The sequence below is a fragment of the Mixta sp. BE291 genome, from assembly GCF_031457955.1.
In the GTDB taxonomy this organism is placed as follows: Bacteria; Pseudomonadota; Gammaproteobacteria; order Enterobacterales; family Enterobacteriaceae; genus Mixta.
This window is the reverse complement of record NZ_JAVDXN010000001.1, coordinates 335545-352526: the sequence shown is the minus strand read 5'-3', so window position 1 is coordinate 352526 and position 16982 is coordinate 335545. Positions and strand designations below refer to the sequence as shown.

Here is a 16982-nt window from a genome sequence, read left to right as displayed (position 1 = left end):
CGGCAAGCTTAGCCCTCTAAAAAGGAGACTTTCTCCGCTTCACTTTCGAGGATTGTCATGAACAAGGCGTTTTTGGCGCTCTGCGCCCTGCTGGTGGCCGGTCTGTTGACCGCCTGTAACCAGCTTACCCAATACACGATTTCCGAGCAGGAGATCAACCAGGCTTTGCAAAAACATAATAATTATCAGAAAGATATTGGCGTTTCCGGGCTGATTAACGCCCATATCGTGCTGAGTAATCTTAGCAGCCAGATTGGCCGCGAAGAGACCGGTAAAGTCACGCTTTCCGGCAATGCAAAAGTGAATATCACTTCGCTGCTGGGCCCGCAGCAGGCAGATATGCAGCTGAAAATGAAGGCGCTGCCGTTCTTTGATAAAGAAAAAGGCGCGATCTTCCTGAAAGATCTGGAGATCGTAGATGCCAACGTGCAGCCAGAGAAAATGCAGTCGATTCTGCAAACGCTCACGCCTTACCTTAACCAATCGCTGAAAAGCTATTTCGATCGCGAACCCGCTTACGTACTGAGCGAAGATCGCAGCAAAGCGGAAGCGCTGGCGAAGAAGCTGGCGAAAGGCATCGAGGTTAAACCGGGCGAGCTGGTGATTCCTTTTACCCAGTGACCCACCGCTGCCCGCGCCCGTTTCCCGGCGCGGGCAGCGCTTTTTGTCCGCTATCCATTCGCGTTCTATGCCGCGCCAGACATGCAGGCGATAACTTCAGCAACTTTCCCGTTACGCACGACTTTTTTAACGCGCCCGTGATAAAGCATGTGCAATCGGTTGCTTTTATCCTTATGCTTGATACCCGGCTAAAAACTGCCTTTTCCCTATCGCCGGAGCCTAATTCATGACTGCACAACCTCAGCAACTGATCATTCGCCGCCCTGACGACTGGCATATCCATCTGCGTGACGATGAGATGCTGCGCGCCGTATTACCCTTTACCAGCGCCGTGTGCGGCCGTGCGATTGTGATGCCTAATCTGGTGCCGCCGGTCACCAGCGTGGAGGCGGCCATCGCCTATCGTGCGCGTATTCTGGATGCGTTGCCGAAAGAGCACGCTTTCCAGCCGTTAATGACCTGCTACCTTACCGATTCCCTGCAGCCGGATGAGCTGGAAAAAGGCTTTCAGGCTGGCGTGTTTACCGCCGCTAAACTTTATCCCGCCCACGCGACCACTAACTCCAGCCACGGTGTAACCAGTATCGACGCCATCGCCACGGTACTGGATCGGATGCAAAAGATCGGTATGCCGCTGCTTATTCATGGCGAAGTGACCGATGCCCATATCGATATCTTTGACCGCGAAGCGCGCTTTATCGAAACGGTCATGGAGCCGCTGCGCCAGCGCTATCCGGCGCTGAAAGTGGTGTTTGAACATATCACCACCAAAGAGGCGGCGCAGTATGTTGAAGCGGGCAACCAGCTGCTGGCGGCAACGATTACGCCTCAGCATCTGATGTTTAACCGTAACCATATGCTGGTGGGCGGCGTGCGTCCTCATCTTTACTGCTTGCCGATTCTGAAACGCAACGTGCATCAGGAGGCGCTGCGTAAGGTGATCGCCAGCGGCAATCGTCGCTTTTTCCTCGGCACCGATACCGCGCCCCATTTGCGTCATCGGAAAGAAGCCAGCTGCGGCTGCGCCGGGGTGTTTAATGCCCCAACCGCGCTGCCGGCCTACGCGACCGTTTTTGAAGAGATGAACGCGCTGGAACATTTTGAAGCCTTCTGCTCGGAAAATGGCCCGAACTTTTACGGCCTGCCGCTGAATGAAGGCACGCTTCGTCTGGTGCGCCAGCCCTGGACCGTTCAGGAAAGCATTGCGGCGGCGGACGACACGCTGGTGCCGTTCCTGGCGGGCGAAACGCTGAACTGGCGCATCGCGTAATCTTGTTAGCGGCTGACGTTAGCGCGTTAGCCGCTTCTGTGATCGTCTCCGTTTTTTCCTGTTTCTCTTCCTACCTTTTCGTTGCTTTGCCTGTGCATTAACTGTATAAATAGCCAGTACTCACAGCGGAGGCAGATATGCGTGTTGAAGTCACTATAGCGAAAACTACTCAGCTCCCTGCCGGCGCTATCGATGCGCTGACGCAGGAACTGTCAAAACGAATCGATAAAGAATTTCCGGAAATGGCTAACCATATTTCGGTGCGCTACGCCAGCGCCAATAACCTGACCGTGATGGGCAGTGGTAAAGAAACCAAAGATCGCGTAACCGAGATCCTGCAGGAAACCTGGGAAAGCGCCGACGACTGGTTTATCACTGACTAACTTTCTCTTTGTGCCGTTGTTTGCCGGATATCGCCATCCGGCTTTTTTTTATCTCTACCGCCTCGCCGCCGCCTCAACGCGGTTATAGACTGTTGTAAGCCGATGACATATTCTGGCGTCCGTCATGACTTACAGGAGGTGTTAACCATGACCGCTGATAAACCTGAAGAGGCGATGACCTTTGGTGAACTGCTGGCGTTAATAGGTGAACAGCAGCGTCGTCTTACCGTGCTGGAAAACGCTTTTTCCTATCTTGCCTTTTGTCTGGACGATAAATCGAATCAGTTATTGATTCATAGTCTGCGACTGGAAGCGCAAAATCAAAATCATGATGAGGGAATGCAGCAGCACTTTGCTCGCCTTGCGGCTGAGCTGGAAAAACGCCACGCCCCGGTTAAAATTCAACCCGATCCCGGCATTTGATTTTTATAAACTCCTGCATTATGCAGGAGTTCTTTTCCTGCTAAGAATAATCAGAATTCTGTGCAAATATTATTCACTGTGGATTAATTACGCTATTCGCGCATTTTTCGTGCCGCTTAAATCTGTAACACTGTTATAATCATTCTGCTCTGTGAAAAAAAGCCGCATTGAAACCTCAAATAATCACTTCGTTCTACGAGTAATAAGGGGGTTATAATGGACAGTAATAAAGAGATTATTCAGACACATCCCCTCGTTGGATGGGATATCAGTACCGTGGACTCGTATGATGCGATGATGATTCGTCTGCATTCGCTTTCATCTAATGAGCAACAGACCGATGAAGCCGACGTAGGGCCGACATATTGGTTGACTACGGACGTTGCCAGACAGTTTATCTCTATTCTGGAAGCAGGTATCGCTAAAATAGAAGCCAGCGAAATCCTTGCCCGAGACTACAAAAAGCATTAAACCTGATTTTGGTTTACCAGGCACCCTACGGGGTGCCTTTTTATTATCTGTACGCTTTTGCTATGCTGCTAACCCTTCGCAGCATCAGGAGAAGTTGGCTAATGGTTTATGATCTTATCGTTATTGGCAGTGGTTCCGTTGGGGCCGCCGCTGGCTGGTACGCAACCCGTGCCGGACTCAAGGTGCTGATGATCGACAGCGCGCATCCGCCCCACCAGGAAGGCAGCCACCACGGCGCGACGCGTTTGATTCGTCACGCCTATGGCGAAGGCGCGCGCTATGTTCCGCTGGTTTTACGCGCCCAGCAGCTGTGGGATGAGCTGGAGCAGACATGCGGCGAGCAGATTATGCATCGCAGCGGCATCATCAATATCTCCCCCGTGGATTCGCCGTTTATTACCAATGTCATCGAGAGCGCACGCCAGTTTGAGCTGGAGGCAGAGATTTTATCGCCGGAACAGATACGCGAACGCTGGCCCGATATTAACGTGCCCGAAGGCTATGCGGGCGTATTTGAACCCCGTTCTGGCTATCTGAAATCGGAAGTGGCGATTCGCAGCTGGATTCGTCTGGCGCGCGAAGCGGGCTGCGCGCAACTGTTTAACTGCCCTGTCACCGCTATCGCCCGTGAAGGTGAGCGACAGCGCGTAACCACCGCCGACGGCGACTATTACGGTCGTAAGCTGTTACTCAGCGTCGGCACCGCCGTAAAACAGTTCTGCCCTGAGCTGCCGGTTACGCCAGTGCGTAAAGTATTCGCCTGGTATCAGGCCGATGGCCGCTACAGTGAAAATAATAAATTTCCCGGCTTCACCGTGGAAATGACCGATGGCAGCCAATATTACGGCTTTCCTGCGGATAATAATGAACTAAAAATAGGTCGTCATGATGGCGGACAGCCGATGCAAACCGCACAGGATCGCCAACCTTTTGGCGCGCTGGCCAGCGACGGCAGTGAAGTGTTTAATTTTTTGCGCTGTTTTCTGCCGGGCGTGGGCGTTTGTTTACACGGTGCCGCCTGCGCTTATGATAATTCTCCCGATGAGGATTTTATTATCGATACGCTGCCAGAAGATAATGATCGGCTGATAATAACCGGACTAAGCGGTCACGGTTTTAAATTTGCCAGCGTGCTGGGTGAAATAGCCTGCGCCTTTGCCAGCAATAAATCTTCTGAATTTGATTTAACGCCGTTTTCTTTAGCGCGCTTTAAATAAAAAACAGTAAGGCACAATAACATTGTGCCTTACTGTTTTCGTGATAATTATTATTGTTATAACGTTTGATATTAACCGTTCGGCTTTATCAATTATTATTGCAGCGCCTGGCTCTCTTTTTGACGACGCAGCTTTAACTTTTTCACCAGTTTTACCGCTTCCGCTTCTGAACCTACCGCCGGTGCTGAACCATGCAGCGGCTTGCGTGCCGTTTCGCGCATAAAGAATACGGTAATCAGGCCAATCACGCTTGCGCCCATTAAATAATAGGCAGGCATCAGCAGGTTCTGGAACCGATCCACCAGCCAGGCGGTCATCAGCGGCGTGGTGCCGCCAAACAGCGAAACAGAGATATTAAAACCGATAGCCAGCGCGCTGTAGCGAATGTCGGTGGCAAACAGCGCTGGCAGCGCTGACGGCATAGTGCCGCTGAAGCAGCTGTGCAGGACGCCCAGAATCATCAGGCCCACAAACACGAATACCAGGTTACCGGTCGCTACCAGCATCAGGCACGGAATCGCCAGCACCAGCATCCCTACCGCGCCCAGCGCAATCACCGGACGACGCCCCAGACGATCGTTCCAGTGGCCCCAGAACAGCGTCAGCGGCATCATCACGAACATTACCACCAGCACCAGCATCAGGCCGCTCAGCTCGCTAAGACCCAGCACGCCGGTAAGATAGCTGGGCATATAAGAGGTCAGCATATAGTTAGAGACGTTGAACAGCAGCACCAGACCGATACATTTCAGCATCTGTGCCCGATACTTACGCAGCATCTGCCATACGCTCATCTGAGGTTTGCTGTGCTCCAGCGCTTCCTGCTTTTCCATATGTTTTTGAAACGCCGGTGTTTCTTCCAGCTTCAGTCGAATATAGAGGCCAAACAGACCCAGCGGTGCCGCTATAAAGAAAGGAATACGCCAGCCCCAGTCAAGCAGCTGATCGGCAGGCATTAGCGCTGTCAGCATGGTCACCAGCGCAGCACCAAGCAGATAGCCGCCCAGCGTACCGAACTCCAGCCAGCTGCCCATAAAGCCACGGCGCTTATCGGTAGAGTATTCAGCGATAAAAGTGGCCGCGCCGCCGTACTCGCCGCCGGTGGAAAAGCCCTGCACCAGGCGTGCTAACAGCAACAGCAGCGGTGCTGCGATGCCGATCGAGTCATAATCGGGTATCAATCCAATACAGAAGGTGCCGATCGACATCATGATCATGGTGAGCGCCAGCACTTTTTGCCGACCAATACGGTCGCCCAACGGACCGAAAAACAGGCCGCCAATCGGGCGCACCAGGAAGGCGGCGGCGAAGGCACCAAAGGTGGCTATCAGCTGGGCAGCAGGGCTGCCGCCGGGGAAAAAGACTTTACCAATGGTAACGGCCAGGTAGCTATATACGCCAAAATCGAACCACTCCATGGCATTACCCAGCGCAGCTGCGCCGACGGCGCGTTTCAGCATAGCGTTATCGACAATGGTAATATCGTCGACGGTTAATTCTTTTTGGCCTTTTTTCTGCCAGAAATGTTTTTTTGATGAGCCTGTAGTGACGTTCATATCGTTTCCTCACGGATGACGCGATGACGGGAGGCAGCACCATAGCTTTCATAGCCAGCAGCGGCTGATGGTAAGGAAAGCTATAACGCAGCATGAATACGTGCAACAGAATGAGATCTGAATCACGTTTATTGACACTGATTTACTTTATCGGCTGCGAAGCAAAAATGCAAACCGGATGAAATATTGCCCTGTTTGCACACGACAAGGTAGCCGGGAATATCATTCTTTAGCTAAAAGATAGTGTTTAAAACCATAAAGAATGAATGGAGATATCAGCTGTTATCTGCCGGAAAAAATTAACGCGCGCGGTGTTAAATGCACAATGTTATAAAAATGTTAATACCAAACAAGCGTAGTTCCTTGCCAGCCAGCAAAACAGGGCCATTCAATTGACAAAAGCTGACAAAAAACCGACAAAAATCGATATTTGATTCAAAATTTCTGAACGCATTGCTTGTTTACTTACTTGCCTTATCTAACCTTTGTTTTGTCCTGCATGGCGATTACCGTTCTACTTATATTTACGTTATGCCCCTTTCGCTGCAAAAACCTTTCTGACCCGTTGTCTTTAACATTTTACTGAGCGGTTACCGGCCGTTTTCAGGCGATAAAATTGATAATCAAACGCCATGATCATCAATTTATTTGAACTTAAGGAAAAAAATGCGCTGGCCTGCGGTTTTTTATTGATTTTCTGTTTCAGCTTGTACAGTCTCATGTCAAAACGTTAACAAGGGACAAGACGATGAGATGGAAAAATAGTGGTGAGGAATATGGGCATTTCAGCTTATTGCTTCACTGGCTGGTGGCGCTGGTGCTGTACGGCATGTTTGCGCTGGGACTCTGGATGGTTTCACTGGGCTACTACGACACCTGGTACCACAAGGCGCCTGAGCTGCATAAAAGCGTCGGCATGGTGCTGTTTGCGGTAATGATTTTACGGGTGATCTGGCGCTTTATCTCGCCGCCCCCTGCCCCGCTCGCCAGCTACACGCCGCTGGTGCGCTATTCCGCCGTGGCGGTTCATCTGCTGCTTTATTTACTGCTGTTCGCCATTTTTATCAGCGGCTATTTGATCTCAACCGCTGAAGGCAAACCGATTGATCTTTTCGGCGTGCTGCCGATCCCGGCCCTGCTGAGCGCCGACGCCACACAGACCGATCTGGCAGGCGATATCCATTTATGGCTGGCGTGGACGGTGGTCATTCTGTCGCTGTTGCACGGTCTGGCGGCACTAAAACATCACTTTATCGATCGCGATATTACCCTGAGACGTATGCTGGGTTACCGCATCACTTCATCTATTAAAACGGAGAAATAATATGTTGAAAAAAACACTTTGCGCTTTAACGGCGGCAACGCTGCTGCTGGGCGCGCAGGCGGCGACCGCGGCAGAATACAAGATTGATAAACAGGGACAGCATGCGTTTATCCAGTTCCGCATTAAACATCTGGGCTACAGCTGGCTGTACGGCACCTTTAATGATTTTGACGGCGGCTTTACCTTTGATGAAAAGAACCCCAGCGCTGACAAGGTAAACGTCACCATTAACACCAATAGCGTTGATACCAACCATGCCGAACGCGATAAACATCTGCGCAGCGCCGACTTCCTTAATGTCAGCAAATTCCCACAGGCCACCTTTGTTTCAACCGGCGTGAAAAAAGATGGCGACGAACTGGATATCACCGGCAACCTGACGCTGAATGGCGTCACCAAACCGATCACACTGGAAGCGAAAATGCTGGGCCAGGGCGACGACCCCTGGGGCGGCTACCGTGCTGGCTTTGAAGCAGAAACCACGCTGGCGCTGAAAGATTTCAACATCACCAAAGATCTCGGCCCGGCTTCGCAAGAAGTGGAACTGATGATTTCCGTGGAAGGCGTGCGCCAGAAATAAACCAACGCGACACATAAAGCTAACGCGTAAAAGCCAGGCGCTTAAAAAGCTCCAAGGCTAGAGTTAGGGCTAAGTGCTAAGGCTGAGAAGTGTTACGTGCTACGTGCTACGTGCTACGTGCTAAGTCTGAAAAGATTTTAGACTAAAAGGCTAACGCGAAACTTAAGGCGGGGGGAGTCCCGGCAGAAGAGTAAAGCGTCCCGCGCCATGAATGGCGCGGGCCGAGCTGTCAGGGATGACGTTTTTTGCGTCTTTACGATCGGCCGGGACTCCCTGCGCAGGCACGGTTAATTCCGCTGAAACCTGCGCACCCACAAGCAGGCACGGTTAACCCCGCTGAAACCTGCGCACCCACAACCAGGCACAATTGTGCGCCCTGGAACCCTCGCACCCAAAAGCAGGCACGGTTAATCCCCGCTGAAACCCCCGCACCCACAAGCAGGCACGGTTAATCCCCGCTGAAACCCCCGCACTCACCCAAAAGCACAGTGAAGAAGCCCCCTGAAACCGCTGCTACCTACTTATCTTCAGACGGTGCCGGAATCGTCAGCGTGGCATTTAACAGCCCGCGCGACTTATTGAAAACCTTATTACTGGTCTCACGTCCGGCGCGACGCGCGCGCTGCTCCTCTGGCGGCAACGCAGCCTCCTCCATACACATCGGGCTACAGCAATGCTGAAACTTCTCGGCGCAGGAAGGACACTGAATAAACAGCAAATGACAGCCATCGTTCACGCAATTAACATGCGTATCACACGGCGCGCCGCACTGATGACAATGCGCAATCACATCATCGGAAATACGCTCGCCCATACGCTCGTCAAAAACAAAATTCTTGCCTTTAAAACGCAGCGGCAAACCCTGCTCACGCGCACGACGCGCATACTCAATAATGCCGCCCTCAACGTGATAAACCTGCTCAAAACCGTTGTGTAGCATCCAGGCGCTGGCCTTCTCACAGCGAATACCGCCGGTGCAATACATAACGATCTTCTTATCTTTCTTATCCTGCAGCATCTCCACCGCCATCGGCAGCTGATCGCGGAACGTATCGGCAGGAATCTCCAGCGCCTGGTCAAAATGGCCCACTTCATATTCATAGTGGTTGCGCATATCAACAAACACCGCATCGGGATCGTCCAGCATGGCGTTCACTTCATCTGCCTTCAGATAGGCGCCCACCTGACTGGCATCAAAACTCTCATCCTCAATGCCATCGGCCACAATGCGATCGCGCACCTTCAGCCGCAGCACCCAAAACGATTTTCCGTCATCGTCCAGCGCAATATTCATACGCAGATTATTCAGCGCCGGATCAAAGCCGTACAGCGTCTCCTGCATGCGTGCGTAAAGACTCGCCGGCACGCTGATCTGGGCATTAATCCCTTCATGGGCGACATAAATACGGCCAAACACCTTCAGTTCGGTCAGCGCCAGATAAAGCGCATCACGAAACGCCTTCGGATCGGCAATGGTGAAATATTTATAGAAAGAGACGGTCGTGCGCGGCTCGGTTTCGGCCAGCATGCGCGCTTTCAGCTCTTTATTTGAAACAAGGTTATGTAACACTGGCATGGTGTTCTTTCCCAATAGTGAGCGTTTTTTTGCGGGCGACATCATACCTGATTTAACAGTGAAGCAAAGCGTTGCAGCATTTTTTCTACATTTGACGATCCCTTCTTACCGCACATACTGACAATTAACCGCACTGCCAATCGCGCTACACCGTGTTATACCATTAGCGAACTTACTATCACGCAAGTGATAACAGATGGAGAAAAAAATGAGTCAGCTTTTTACGCCGCTAGAACTGGGCAACTTATCGCTCAGCAACCGCATCATTATCGCGCCAATGTGTCAGTATTCAGCGGAACAGGGCAAAGCCACACCCTGGCACCGTATTCACCTGGGACACCTCGCCTTATCTGGCGCTGGGCTGCTGATTATCGAAGCCACCGCCGTTGAGCCTGCCGGACGCATTACGCCGCAGGATCTGGGCCTGTGGGATGATGAAACCGAGCAGGCGCTGGCGGAAACCATCAATGACGTAAAACGCTACGCCACCATGCCGCTGGGGATCCAGCTGGGTCACGCCGGACGTAAAGCCTCCTGCGACGTGCCATGGCGCGGCGGCGGCTTCCTCACTCCGCAACAGGGCGGCTGGCAAACCTCCGCGCCTTCCGCCCTGCCCTACAGCGAAAACGACGGCACCCCGCAGGCGCTGACCAAAGAACGCATTGCTGAAATCAAACAGGCCTTTATCGATAGCGCCATCCGCGCCGATCGGCTCGGCTTTGATCTGGTGGAAGTCCATGCCGCGCACGGCTACCTGCTGCATCAGTTCCTCTCGCCGTTATCCAATCAGCGTGACGATGAATATGGCGGCTCGCTGGAAAACCGCATGCGTCTGGTGCTGGAAATTTATGATGAGGTGCGCCGCGTCTTCCCGCGTGATAAAGCGGTGGGCGTGCGTATTTCCGCCTCCGACTGGGTCGAGGGCGGCTGGGACGAAGAGCAATCTGTTGCGCTGAGCAAAGCGCTGGAAGCGGCTGGCTGCGACTACATTCACGTCTCCAGCGGCGGCCTGTCGCAGCAGCAGCAGATCAGCGTCGGACCCAATTATCAGGTGCCTTTCGCCGCTGGCATTAAAGCAGCCATGACCACCATGCCGGTGATCGCCGTAGGCTTGATCACCGAGCCAAAACAGGCGGAAGCGGTGCTGGTCAGCGGCGAAGCTGATGCCGTGGCGCTGGCACGCGCCATGCTTTACGATCCACGCTGGCCGTGGCACGCCGCCGCCGAACTGGGTGAAAAAGTGCAGGCGCCACCACAATATTGGCGTTGTGAGCCGCACGAAGTGAAAGGTTTGTTTAATCTTTAATGCTTTCCGGCAGCGCAATAACGCGCTGCCGTATCATCTGGCTGATATCCCGCTTTCAGCAATAAGTAAAAAAATGGCACAATAGCGCCTTTAAACTGGACACTGCAGCATTTTTGACCTGCTGCAACGCATAACTGGAAGAACATGACTCAGTTGCCTACATTTTCTCGCGAATTATTACATCCGCGTTATTGGTTACTCTGGCTTGGAATTGGCCTACTCTATTTCGTGGTTTTGCTGCCCTATCCGGTGCTTTATCACCTTGGTTGTGGTTTGGGACGTGTTTCAATGCGCTTTATGAAGCGGCGCGCAGCGATCGCCCAACGTAATATTGAACTCTGCTTTCCGCAGATGCCGCCCGCTGAGCGCGATGCGCTGCTGAAACGCAACTTTGAATCCGTGGGTATGGGTTTCCTGGAAACCGGTATCGCCTGGTTCTGGCCTGACTGGCGCGTGCGCAAATGGTTCACCGGCATCGGTGATGAACATATCCAGCAGGCCAAACGCGAACAAAAAGGCATCCTGCTGATCGGCATGCATTTTCTCTCTCTGGAGCTGGGCGCGCGCATGTTCGGCTTGCTCAATCCAGGCATCGGCGTTTACCGTCCTAATGACAACCCGCTGATCGACTGGCTGCAAACCTGGGGCCGTATGCGCTCCAATAAGAGCATGATCGATCGCAAGGATCTGAAAGGCATGATCCGCGCCCTGAAGGCAGGCGATATCATCTGGTATGCGCCCGATCACGATTACGGCCCGAAAAGCAGCGTCTTTGTGCCCTTCTTCGCCGTGCCGGACGCCGCCTCCACCAAAGGCAGCTATATGCTGGTGCGCACCGCGAAACCGGCGGTGATCCCTTTTCTGCCGCGTCGTCTGCCGCACGGCAAAGGCTATGAGCTGATTGTTTTGCCGGATGTGAAAGATGTGCCAACGGATAACGAAGAAGCCACCGCACGGCGCATGAACCAGATAGTCGAGGAAGCGGTGCTGATGGCGCCGGAACAGTATATGTGGCTGCACCGCCGCTTTAAAACCCGCCCGCCCGGTAAAGAGAAGCTTTACTAACCTCTTCTTTTCCCTTTCGTTCCGCTTTAGGGCGAAAGGGTCTGTTTCCCCTGCCCCGAACAGTTTTTTTAGCGCTGGCGCTATGCGGCGGCAAAACTTCGTCTATTCTTTCCTGAAACCATCCTTGAGGAGATTAGGAGAGACTGATGAGCATGTTTAGCACACTGGAAGAAGCTATCGATAGCGCCCGTGAAGAGTTCCTGGCGAATAACCCCGAACTGGATGAAGACGAGATTTCAGTCGGTCAATTCAATCTGCAAAAATATGTGATGCAGGATGGCGAAATCATGTGGCAGGCGGAGTTTCTCGCGGATGAAAGCGATGATGGCGAGCTGTTAGCAAACCGCACCGGTGAAGCTGCACAGGCTGTTTTCGAAGGCGACTTCGATGAAGTTGAACTGCGCCAGGAATGGATGGCGGAAAACACGCTGCATGAATGGGACGAAGGGGAATTTCAGCTGGAGCCGCCGCTGGATACCGAAGAAGGCGAAGCGGTGGCGCAAGAGTGGGAAGACAGCGGCAGCAATAACGAATCTGACCGCTGGTAACGTGCTACTCATAAGGCCCGTGTTGGGCATCGACCGGTAACAGCAGCGTATCCAGCAGGGCCGACAGCGGCACGTCGAGAATGGTAAGAAAACGCCACGGCGTGTCGCGCACATCCCACTGTACACCGGGATAGTATTGATTGCCGTGCCCCTGTCCGGGCACGGTACGGCTGATAATACTGCCGCAGCCGGTTAACAGCAGTACCAGCGTCAGCAGGGCTGCGCTGCGTAATCCTCTTTTCACTCTTCACCCTCTCTGTTTCAGTCGGCATCATACCGGCCGCCGGTGTTCTGCGCACACTTATTAAAAATAGCCCAAAGCCGCAGCGGACAATAAAAAAGCGGCCCGCAGGCCGCTATTGAATCGTGCTTATCGATTACCGGTTATTTCGCTGGCGCTAACGCCAGTGGGTTAAGCTGCAGCGTACGATAGTAATCCTGCCACTCATGGTACTTCTCTGCATTCTGCCACAGGCGATAGTGCAGGCGTGCCAGCGTCACCGGATCGCTAATCAGCGCCAGACGCTCGTCGCGGCTCAGCTTCGCTGGCGCATCGCTTAAGGCGTGTTCGACCCGACGGTCACGCGCATAATCCAGCAGATCGCTTTTCAGGTGACGCGATGTCGCCAGCGCCGTCGCCAGCGCGTTAAATGACGGATGGAACAGCGCATGCATAAAGCCATGCTTCAGCGCACGCTGGCGGTTGAGCTGCAGATAGGCATCGGTATCCACCAGTTCTTGCGGCGGCGCATACTCTTCCGGGATCAGGAACAGCTTCGCGCGTTTCGTTGCCAGCCCGTTGCTTGCCCGGCTGGAAACCACCGACACAAACGGCGACAGAATCAGCGAGAAAACAATCGGCGACAGCCACCACAGGAAGTTCAGATCCAGCCAGCCCATGCCGACCGCCCAGACGATCCCGAGCAGCATCTGCGAACCGTGGCGACGGAACGCTTCGCTCCACGGCGTGGCGTCATCGTCACGCTGCGGCGAGTTCCATACCACTTCCCAGCCCAGGAAGGCGCTGACCACAAACACCGTATGGAACAGCATACGCACCGGCGCCAGCAGCACGGAAAACAGCATTTCCAGCAGCATTGACGCCAGCAGACGCAGCGCGCCGCCATAGCCTTTCGCGCCCTTGAACCAGATCAGCACCACGCTCAGCAGCTTCGGCAGGAACAGCAGCACCAGCGTGGTGGAGAACAGCGCGATCGCCAGCTCCGGTCGCCACTGCGGCCACACCGGAAACAGCTGGCGCGGCTGCAGGAAGTACTGCGGCTCCATCAACGTATGCACCACCTGCAGGGCGGTAGAGAGCGCCAGGAACAGGAACCACAGCGGCGCAGAAAGATAGGACATCACGCCGGTCAGGAACACCGCGCGGTGAACCGGGTGCATCCCTTTCACCAGGAACAGACGGAAGTTCATCAGGTTGCCGTGACACCAGCGACGGTCGCGCTTCAGCTCATCCAGCAGGTTCGGCGGCAGCTCTTCATACGAGCCGGGCAAATCGTAAGCAATCCACACGCCCCAACCGGCGCGGCGCATTAGCGCAGCTTCCACGAAGTCATGGGAAAGGATCGATCCGGCAAACGAGCCTTCGCCCGGCAGCGGCGCCAGCGCACAGTGCTCGATAAACGGCTTCACGCGAATAATCGCGTTGTGGCCCCAATAGTGCGATTCGCCCAGCTGCCAGAAGTGAAGCCCGGCGGTGAACAGCGGCCCGTACACGCGGGTGGCGAACTGCTGACAGCGCGCATAGAGCGTATCCATACCGGATGCCTTCGGTGAAGACTGAATGATACCGGCGTTGGGATTCGCCTCCATCATGCGCACCAGGCCGGTAAGACACTCGCCGCTCATCACGCTATCCGCATCCAGCACCACCATGTAGCTGTACTGGCTGCCCCAGCGGCGGCAGAAATCATCGATGTTGCCGCTTTTACGTTTTACGCGACGGCGACGGCGACGATAAAAGATCTTCCCTGCCCCGCCGACATCACGCACCAGCTCCATCCAGGCTTTCTGCTCGGCCATGGCAATATCGGCATCGTAGCTGTCGCTAAGGATATAAACATCGAAATGTTCGCTCTCTCCGCTGCGTACCACCGATTCCCAGGTCGCGCGCAAACCGGCAAAGACGCGTTCCACATCTTCGTTACAGATCGGCATAATCAGCGCGGTGCGATGATTAGGATCGATCGGCTCATTGCCGGTAAGCGTATAAGAGATACTGTACTTATCGCGCCCAATCAGCAGCTGTAAAAAGCCCATCAGCGCCGTCCAGAAACCGGCCGACACCCAGCAGAACAGAATCGCAAACAGGAACAGGATCCCGGTTTGCAACACATAAGGCAGCAGCTGCAACAGCGACTGTTGCCAGTTCTGGTTGATCATATCCATCGGGTCGATCAGCGCCCAGCCCTGGTAAGGCAGAATGGTTTTCATATACCAGGTGGCGACCACGGTCTGGAAAATGGTCAGAATCAGCAGGATATAACGGCGAATCGACCCCACATGACGCCATTTATCTTCCTGACGCTGCTCTTCCGCCGAGGCGTAGCGCGGCGCTGATTTCCGCCCGCGCAGCGAATCCCACGCGCGCACCAGCGGGTTGGTACGCCAGACTTCCGGGAACATTAGCGAACGCTTTACCGGCGGCATCGCCTTCAGCGTGGTACGTCCGAGGTAATCTTCGCTAAACTGTTTGCCGTCATCCAGCGAGTCCGGCCAGCTCATTTCAATACGCGACTTTACCGAGGTCAGCGGCGCGTCGTCGGGACGCGCTTCGGCCGGGCCGTCGTGGCCCAGCTGCTGATGCAGGTTGCTGTAAACTTTACCGCCCGCCTCCGGGGCGGGCAGCGTTGACGATAGCGCCGCTTTGCCTTCTGGCGGCAGCGGCAGCGCGTCGATATAGTCAGCGGGAGTTAGGATTGATTTATTCATTGGCAGGCAACTGATAGCTCCATGTTTCCGTCAGCGCTTTATCACCGTTAACCAGTGCGGCACGCATTTCGGTCGGCTGCTTATTGTCTTTTACGCGCATACGCAGTAGTAAACGCCAGCCTTTGGTCACCGGGTTATAGCGTACGTTTTGTTCAACAATCTCACCGTTATTGCCGATGCTGACCTGCGGCGTAACCGGCGTATTATCCGGCAGCGCGCTCATCTCCTGGCCGACAAAATCCACCACGAAAGCGAGCGTGCCGTCAGGCTGGCGCACCAGATTCGACTGTTTCACATCGCCGGTTGAACGCAGCGTGTTTTTCACCCACGCGGTCTCTGGCGAATGCAGCTGGTCTTCATCACGGGTAAAGTGCAGACGATATTTAAAGTTCATTTCCTTGCCCGGCTCCGGCAGGTTCTCCGGCGTCCAGAAGGCGACGATATTGTCGTTGGTTTCATCTGCCGTCGGGATCTCAACCAGCTCGACGCGGCCTTTACCCCAGTCGCCCTGCGGTTCGATCCAGCCGCTGGGGCGCAGATCGTAGCGATCGTCGAGATCCTGATACTGGTTGAATTCGCGTCCTCGCTGTAACAGGCCAAACCCTTTCGGACTTTCCACGGTAAAGGTGCTGACCGCCAGGTGTTTCGGGTTATTCAGCGGACGCCAGATCCATTCGCCGTTACCGGCATGAATCGACAGACCATTGGAATCATGCAGAGAAGGACGATAGTTGACTATCGGAGAAGGCTGATTCGGGCCATACAGGAACATACTGGTCAGCGGCGCAACGCCCAGTTTGCCGACTTTGTCGCGCAGGTAGACTTTGGCCTGCACATCGACATTGGTGTCTTTGCCCGGACGCAGTATAAAGCGGTAGGCGCCGGTGGCGCGCGGAGAGTCGAGCAGCGCATAGATAACCAGCTGTTTATCCTGCGGTTTCGGACGCCCAATCCAGAACTCCCGGAAGCGTGGGAACTCTTCGCCGGAAGGCAGCGCGGTATCGATCGCCAGCCCGCGAGAAGAGAGGCCGTAAACCTGACCGCCGCCAATCACGCGGAAATAGCTGGCACCGAGGAAGCTGGTGATTTCGTCATCTTTATCTTTGGCATTTAACGGATAGAGCACTTTAAAACCGGCGAAACCCAGGTTCTTAATGGTTTCCGGATCGTGCTGCACATTGCCAAAATTAAAATATTCCGGATTGTATTTGATTTCCCGCACTGAGTTAGCGGTGATTTCGTGAAGTTTCACCGGGGTATCGAAATACATGCCCTGGTGATAAAACTCCAGCTTGAATGGCGTTTTCAGTTTATGCCAATAGGCTTTATCGTGATTAAACTGAATCTGCTGGTAGTCAGCATATTTCATGTCACGGAACTGAGAGGGCAAATTGCTCTTTGGCGCTTCAAAACTTTTTCCGGCTAACGATTTTGCCTCTTTTGCTACATCATCAATGCTAAAAGCCCAACTGTTGTTGGTCGACAAGGCAAACAGAACCGCCGCGCTTACCCAGCGCAGTTTTTTCAGTTCCGATTTATTTTTGTTAGTAATCAGCACATCCCCCCCTTTCGTGTGCTTAAATCAATCCCATCCATATTAATGGATTATTCGGTTTTCCGACAGTATACCCGCCGTTTTGTTCCTGTATTCTCTGCCTTTCGGGCCTAACTCTTCGTTGATCGTCTGTTACAG

16 protein-coding genes are annotated in these 16982 nt (G+C 53.8%); 11 read left to right on the top strand and 5 right to left on the bottom strand.

All coding sequences use genetic code 11. From position 1 onward, the window contains the following. The first annotated feature begins 57 nt into the window (after positions 1-57). The 6 genes from J2X14_RS01580 to solA all read left to right on the top strand — a co-directional run bounded on the left by J2X14_RS01580 (position 58) and on the right by solA (position 4385). Positions 58-621 carry a lipoprotein gene (locus J2X14_RS01580; RefSeq protein ID WP_352409467.1) on the top strand — a complete coding sequence of 188 codons (564 nt, stop codon included), beginning with the start codon at positions 58-60 and terminating at the stop codon, positions 619-621. A gap of 226 nt (positions 622-847) precedes the next feature. Then, on the top strand, positions 848-1891 hold the full coding sequence (gene pyrC, locus J2X14_RS01575) for a dihydroorotase (RefSeq protein WP_352409466.1): 1044 nt from the start codon (positions 848-850) through the stop codon (positions 1889-1891). A gap of 137 nt (positions 1892-2028) precedes the next feature. Beyond that, positions 2029-2274, top strand: a complete 246-nt coding sequence (gene dinI, locus J2X14_RS01570; RefSeq protein WP_352409465.1) for a DNA damage-inducible protein I — start codon at positions 2029-2031, stop codon at positions 2272-2274. A gap of 147 nt (positions 2275-2421) precedes the next feature. Beyond that, positions 2422-2697, top strand: a complete 276-nt coding sequence (locus tag J2X14_RS01565) for a hypothetical protein (RefSeq protein WP_352409464.1) — start codon at positions 2422-2424, stop codon at positions 2695-2697. 216 nt (positions 2698-2913) lie between these two features. After that, positions 2914-3168, top strand: coding sequence for a biofilm formation regulator BssS (bssS, locus tag J2X14_RS01560; RefSeq protein WP_352409463.1), 255 nt, complete (start codon positions 2914-2916; stop codon positions 3166-3168). A 101-nt stretch (positions 3169-3269) separates the two neighbouring features. Continuing rightward, a complete protein-coding gene (gene solA / locus J2X14_RS01555) occupies positions 3270-4385 on the top strand; it encodes an N-methyl-L-tryptophan oxidase (protein ID WP_352409462.1) in 1116 nt (371 codons plus the stop codon). Between the two features lie 95 nt (positions 4386-4480). Here solA and proP read toward each other — a convergent pair whose 3' ends face one another. After that, positions 4481-5941: a glycine betaine/L-proline transporter ProP gene (gene proP, locus J2X14_RS01550; protein ID WP_352409461.1), complete on the bottom strand. Its 1461-nt coding sequence runs from the start codon at positions 5939-5941 to the stop codon at positions 4481-4483. A 748-nt stretch (positions 5942-6689) separates the two neighbouring features. Here proP and J2X14_RS01545 point away from each other — a divergent pair. Further along, entirely contained in the window at positions 6690-7265 is a 576-nt protein-coding gene (locus tag J2X14_RS01545; RefSeq protein ID WP_352409460.1) for a cytochrome b, read from the top strand. Position 7266: 1 nt separating this feature from the next. Further along, positions 7267-7845 carry a YceI family protein gene (locus tag J2X14_RS01540; protein ID WP_502889928.1) on the top strand — a complete coding sequence of 193 codons (579 nt, stop codon included), beginning with the start codon at positions 7267-7269 and terminating at the stop codon, positions 7843-7845. Positions 7846-8362: 517 nt separating this feature from the next. Here the strand turns inward: J2X14_RS01540 and trhO are convergent. Then, positions 8363-9421, bottom strand: a complete 1059-nt coding sequence (trhO, locus tag J2X14_RS01535) for an oxygen-dependent tRNA uridine(34) hydroxylase TrhO (RefSeq protein WP_352409459.1) — start codon at positions 9419-9421, stop codon at positions 8363-8365. Positions 9422-9629: 208 nt separating this feature from the next. Between trhO and J2X14_RS01530 the strand changes: the two genes are divergently transcribed. From J2X14_RS01530 to J2X14_RS01520, 3 genes are all read left to right on the top strand, one after another. Next, positions 9630-10727, top strand: coding sequence for an NADH:flavin oxidoreductase/NADH oxidase (locus tag J2X14_RS01530; RefSeq protein ID WP_352409458.1), 1098 nt, complete (start codon positions 9630-9632; stop codon positions 10725-10727). Between the two features lie 144 nt (positions 10728-10871). Then, positions 10872-11792, top strand: coding sequence for a Kdo(2)-lipid IV(A) acyltransferase (locus tag J2X14_RS01525; RefSeq protein WP_352409457.1), 921 nt, complete (start codon positions 10872-10874; stop codon positions 11790-11792). A 146-nt stretch (positions 11793-11938) separates the two neighbouring features. Next, entirely contained in the window at positions 11939-12340 is a 402-nt protein-coding gene (locus tag J2X14_RS01520) for a MysB family protein (protein ID WP_352409456.1), read from the top strand. Between the two features lie 4 nt (positions 12341-12344). Here the strand turns inward: J2X14_RS01520 and J2X14_RS01515 are convergent, their stop codons facing one another. The 3 genes from J2X14_RS01515 to J2X14_RS01505 form a co-directional block, all read right to left on the bottom strand. Further along, positions 12345-12584, bottom strand: a complete 240-nt coding sequence (locus J2X14_RS01515) for a YceK/YidQ family lipoprotein (RefSeq protein ID WP_352409455.1) — start codon at positions 12582-12584, stop codon at positions 12345-12347. 140 nt (positions 12585-12724) lie between these two features. Further along, positions 12725-15289: a glucans biosynthesis glucosyltransferase MdoH gene (gene mdoH, locus J2X14_RS01510; RefSeq protein WP_352409454.1), complete on the bottom strand. Its 2565-nt coding sequence runs from the start codon at positions 15287-15289 to the stop codon at positions 12725-12727. Then, positions 15282-16817 (bottom strand): glucan biosynthesis protein G, encoded by a 1536-nt coding sequence (locus J2X14_RS01505; protein ID WP_352410110.1) that lies wholly within the window; start codon positions 16815-16817, stop codon positions 15282-15284. Before J2X14_RS01505 ends, mdoH begins: the two co-directional genes overlap by 8 nt. Positions 16818-16982 lie beyond the last annotated feature (165 nt).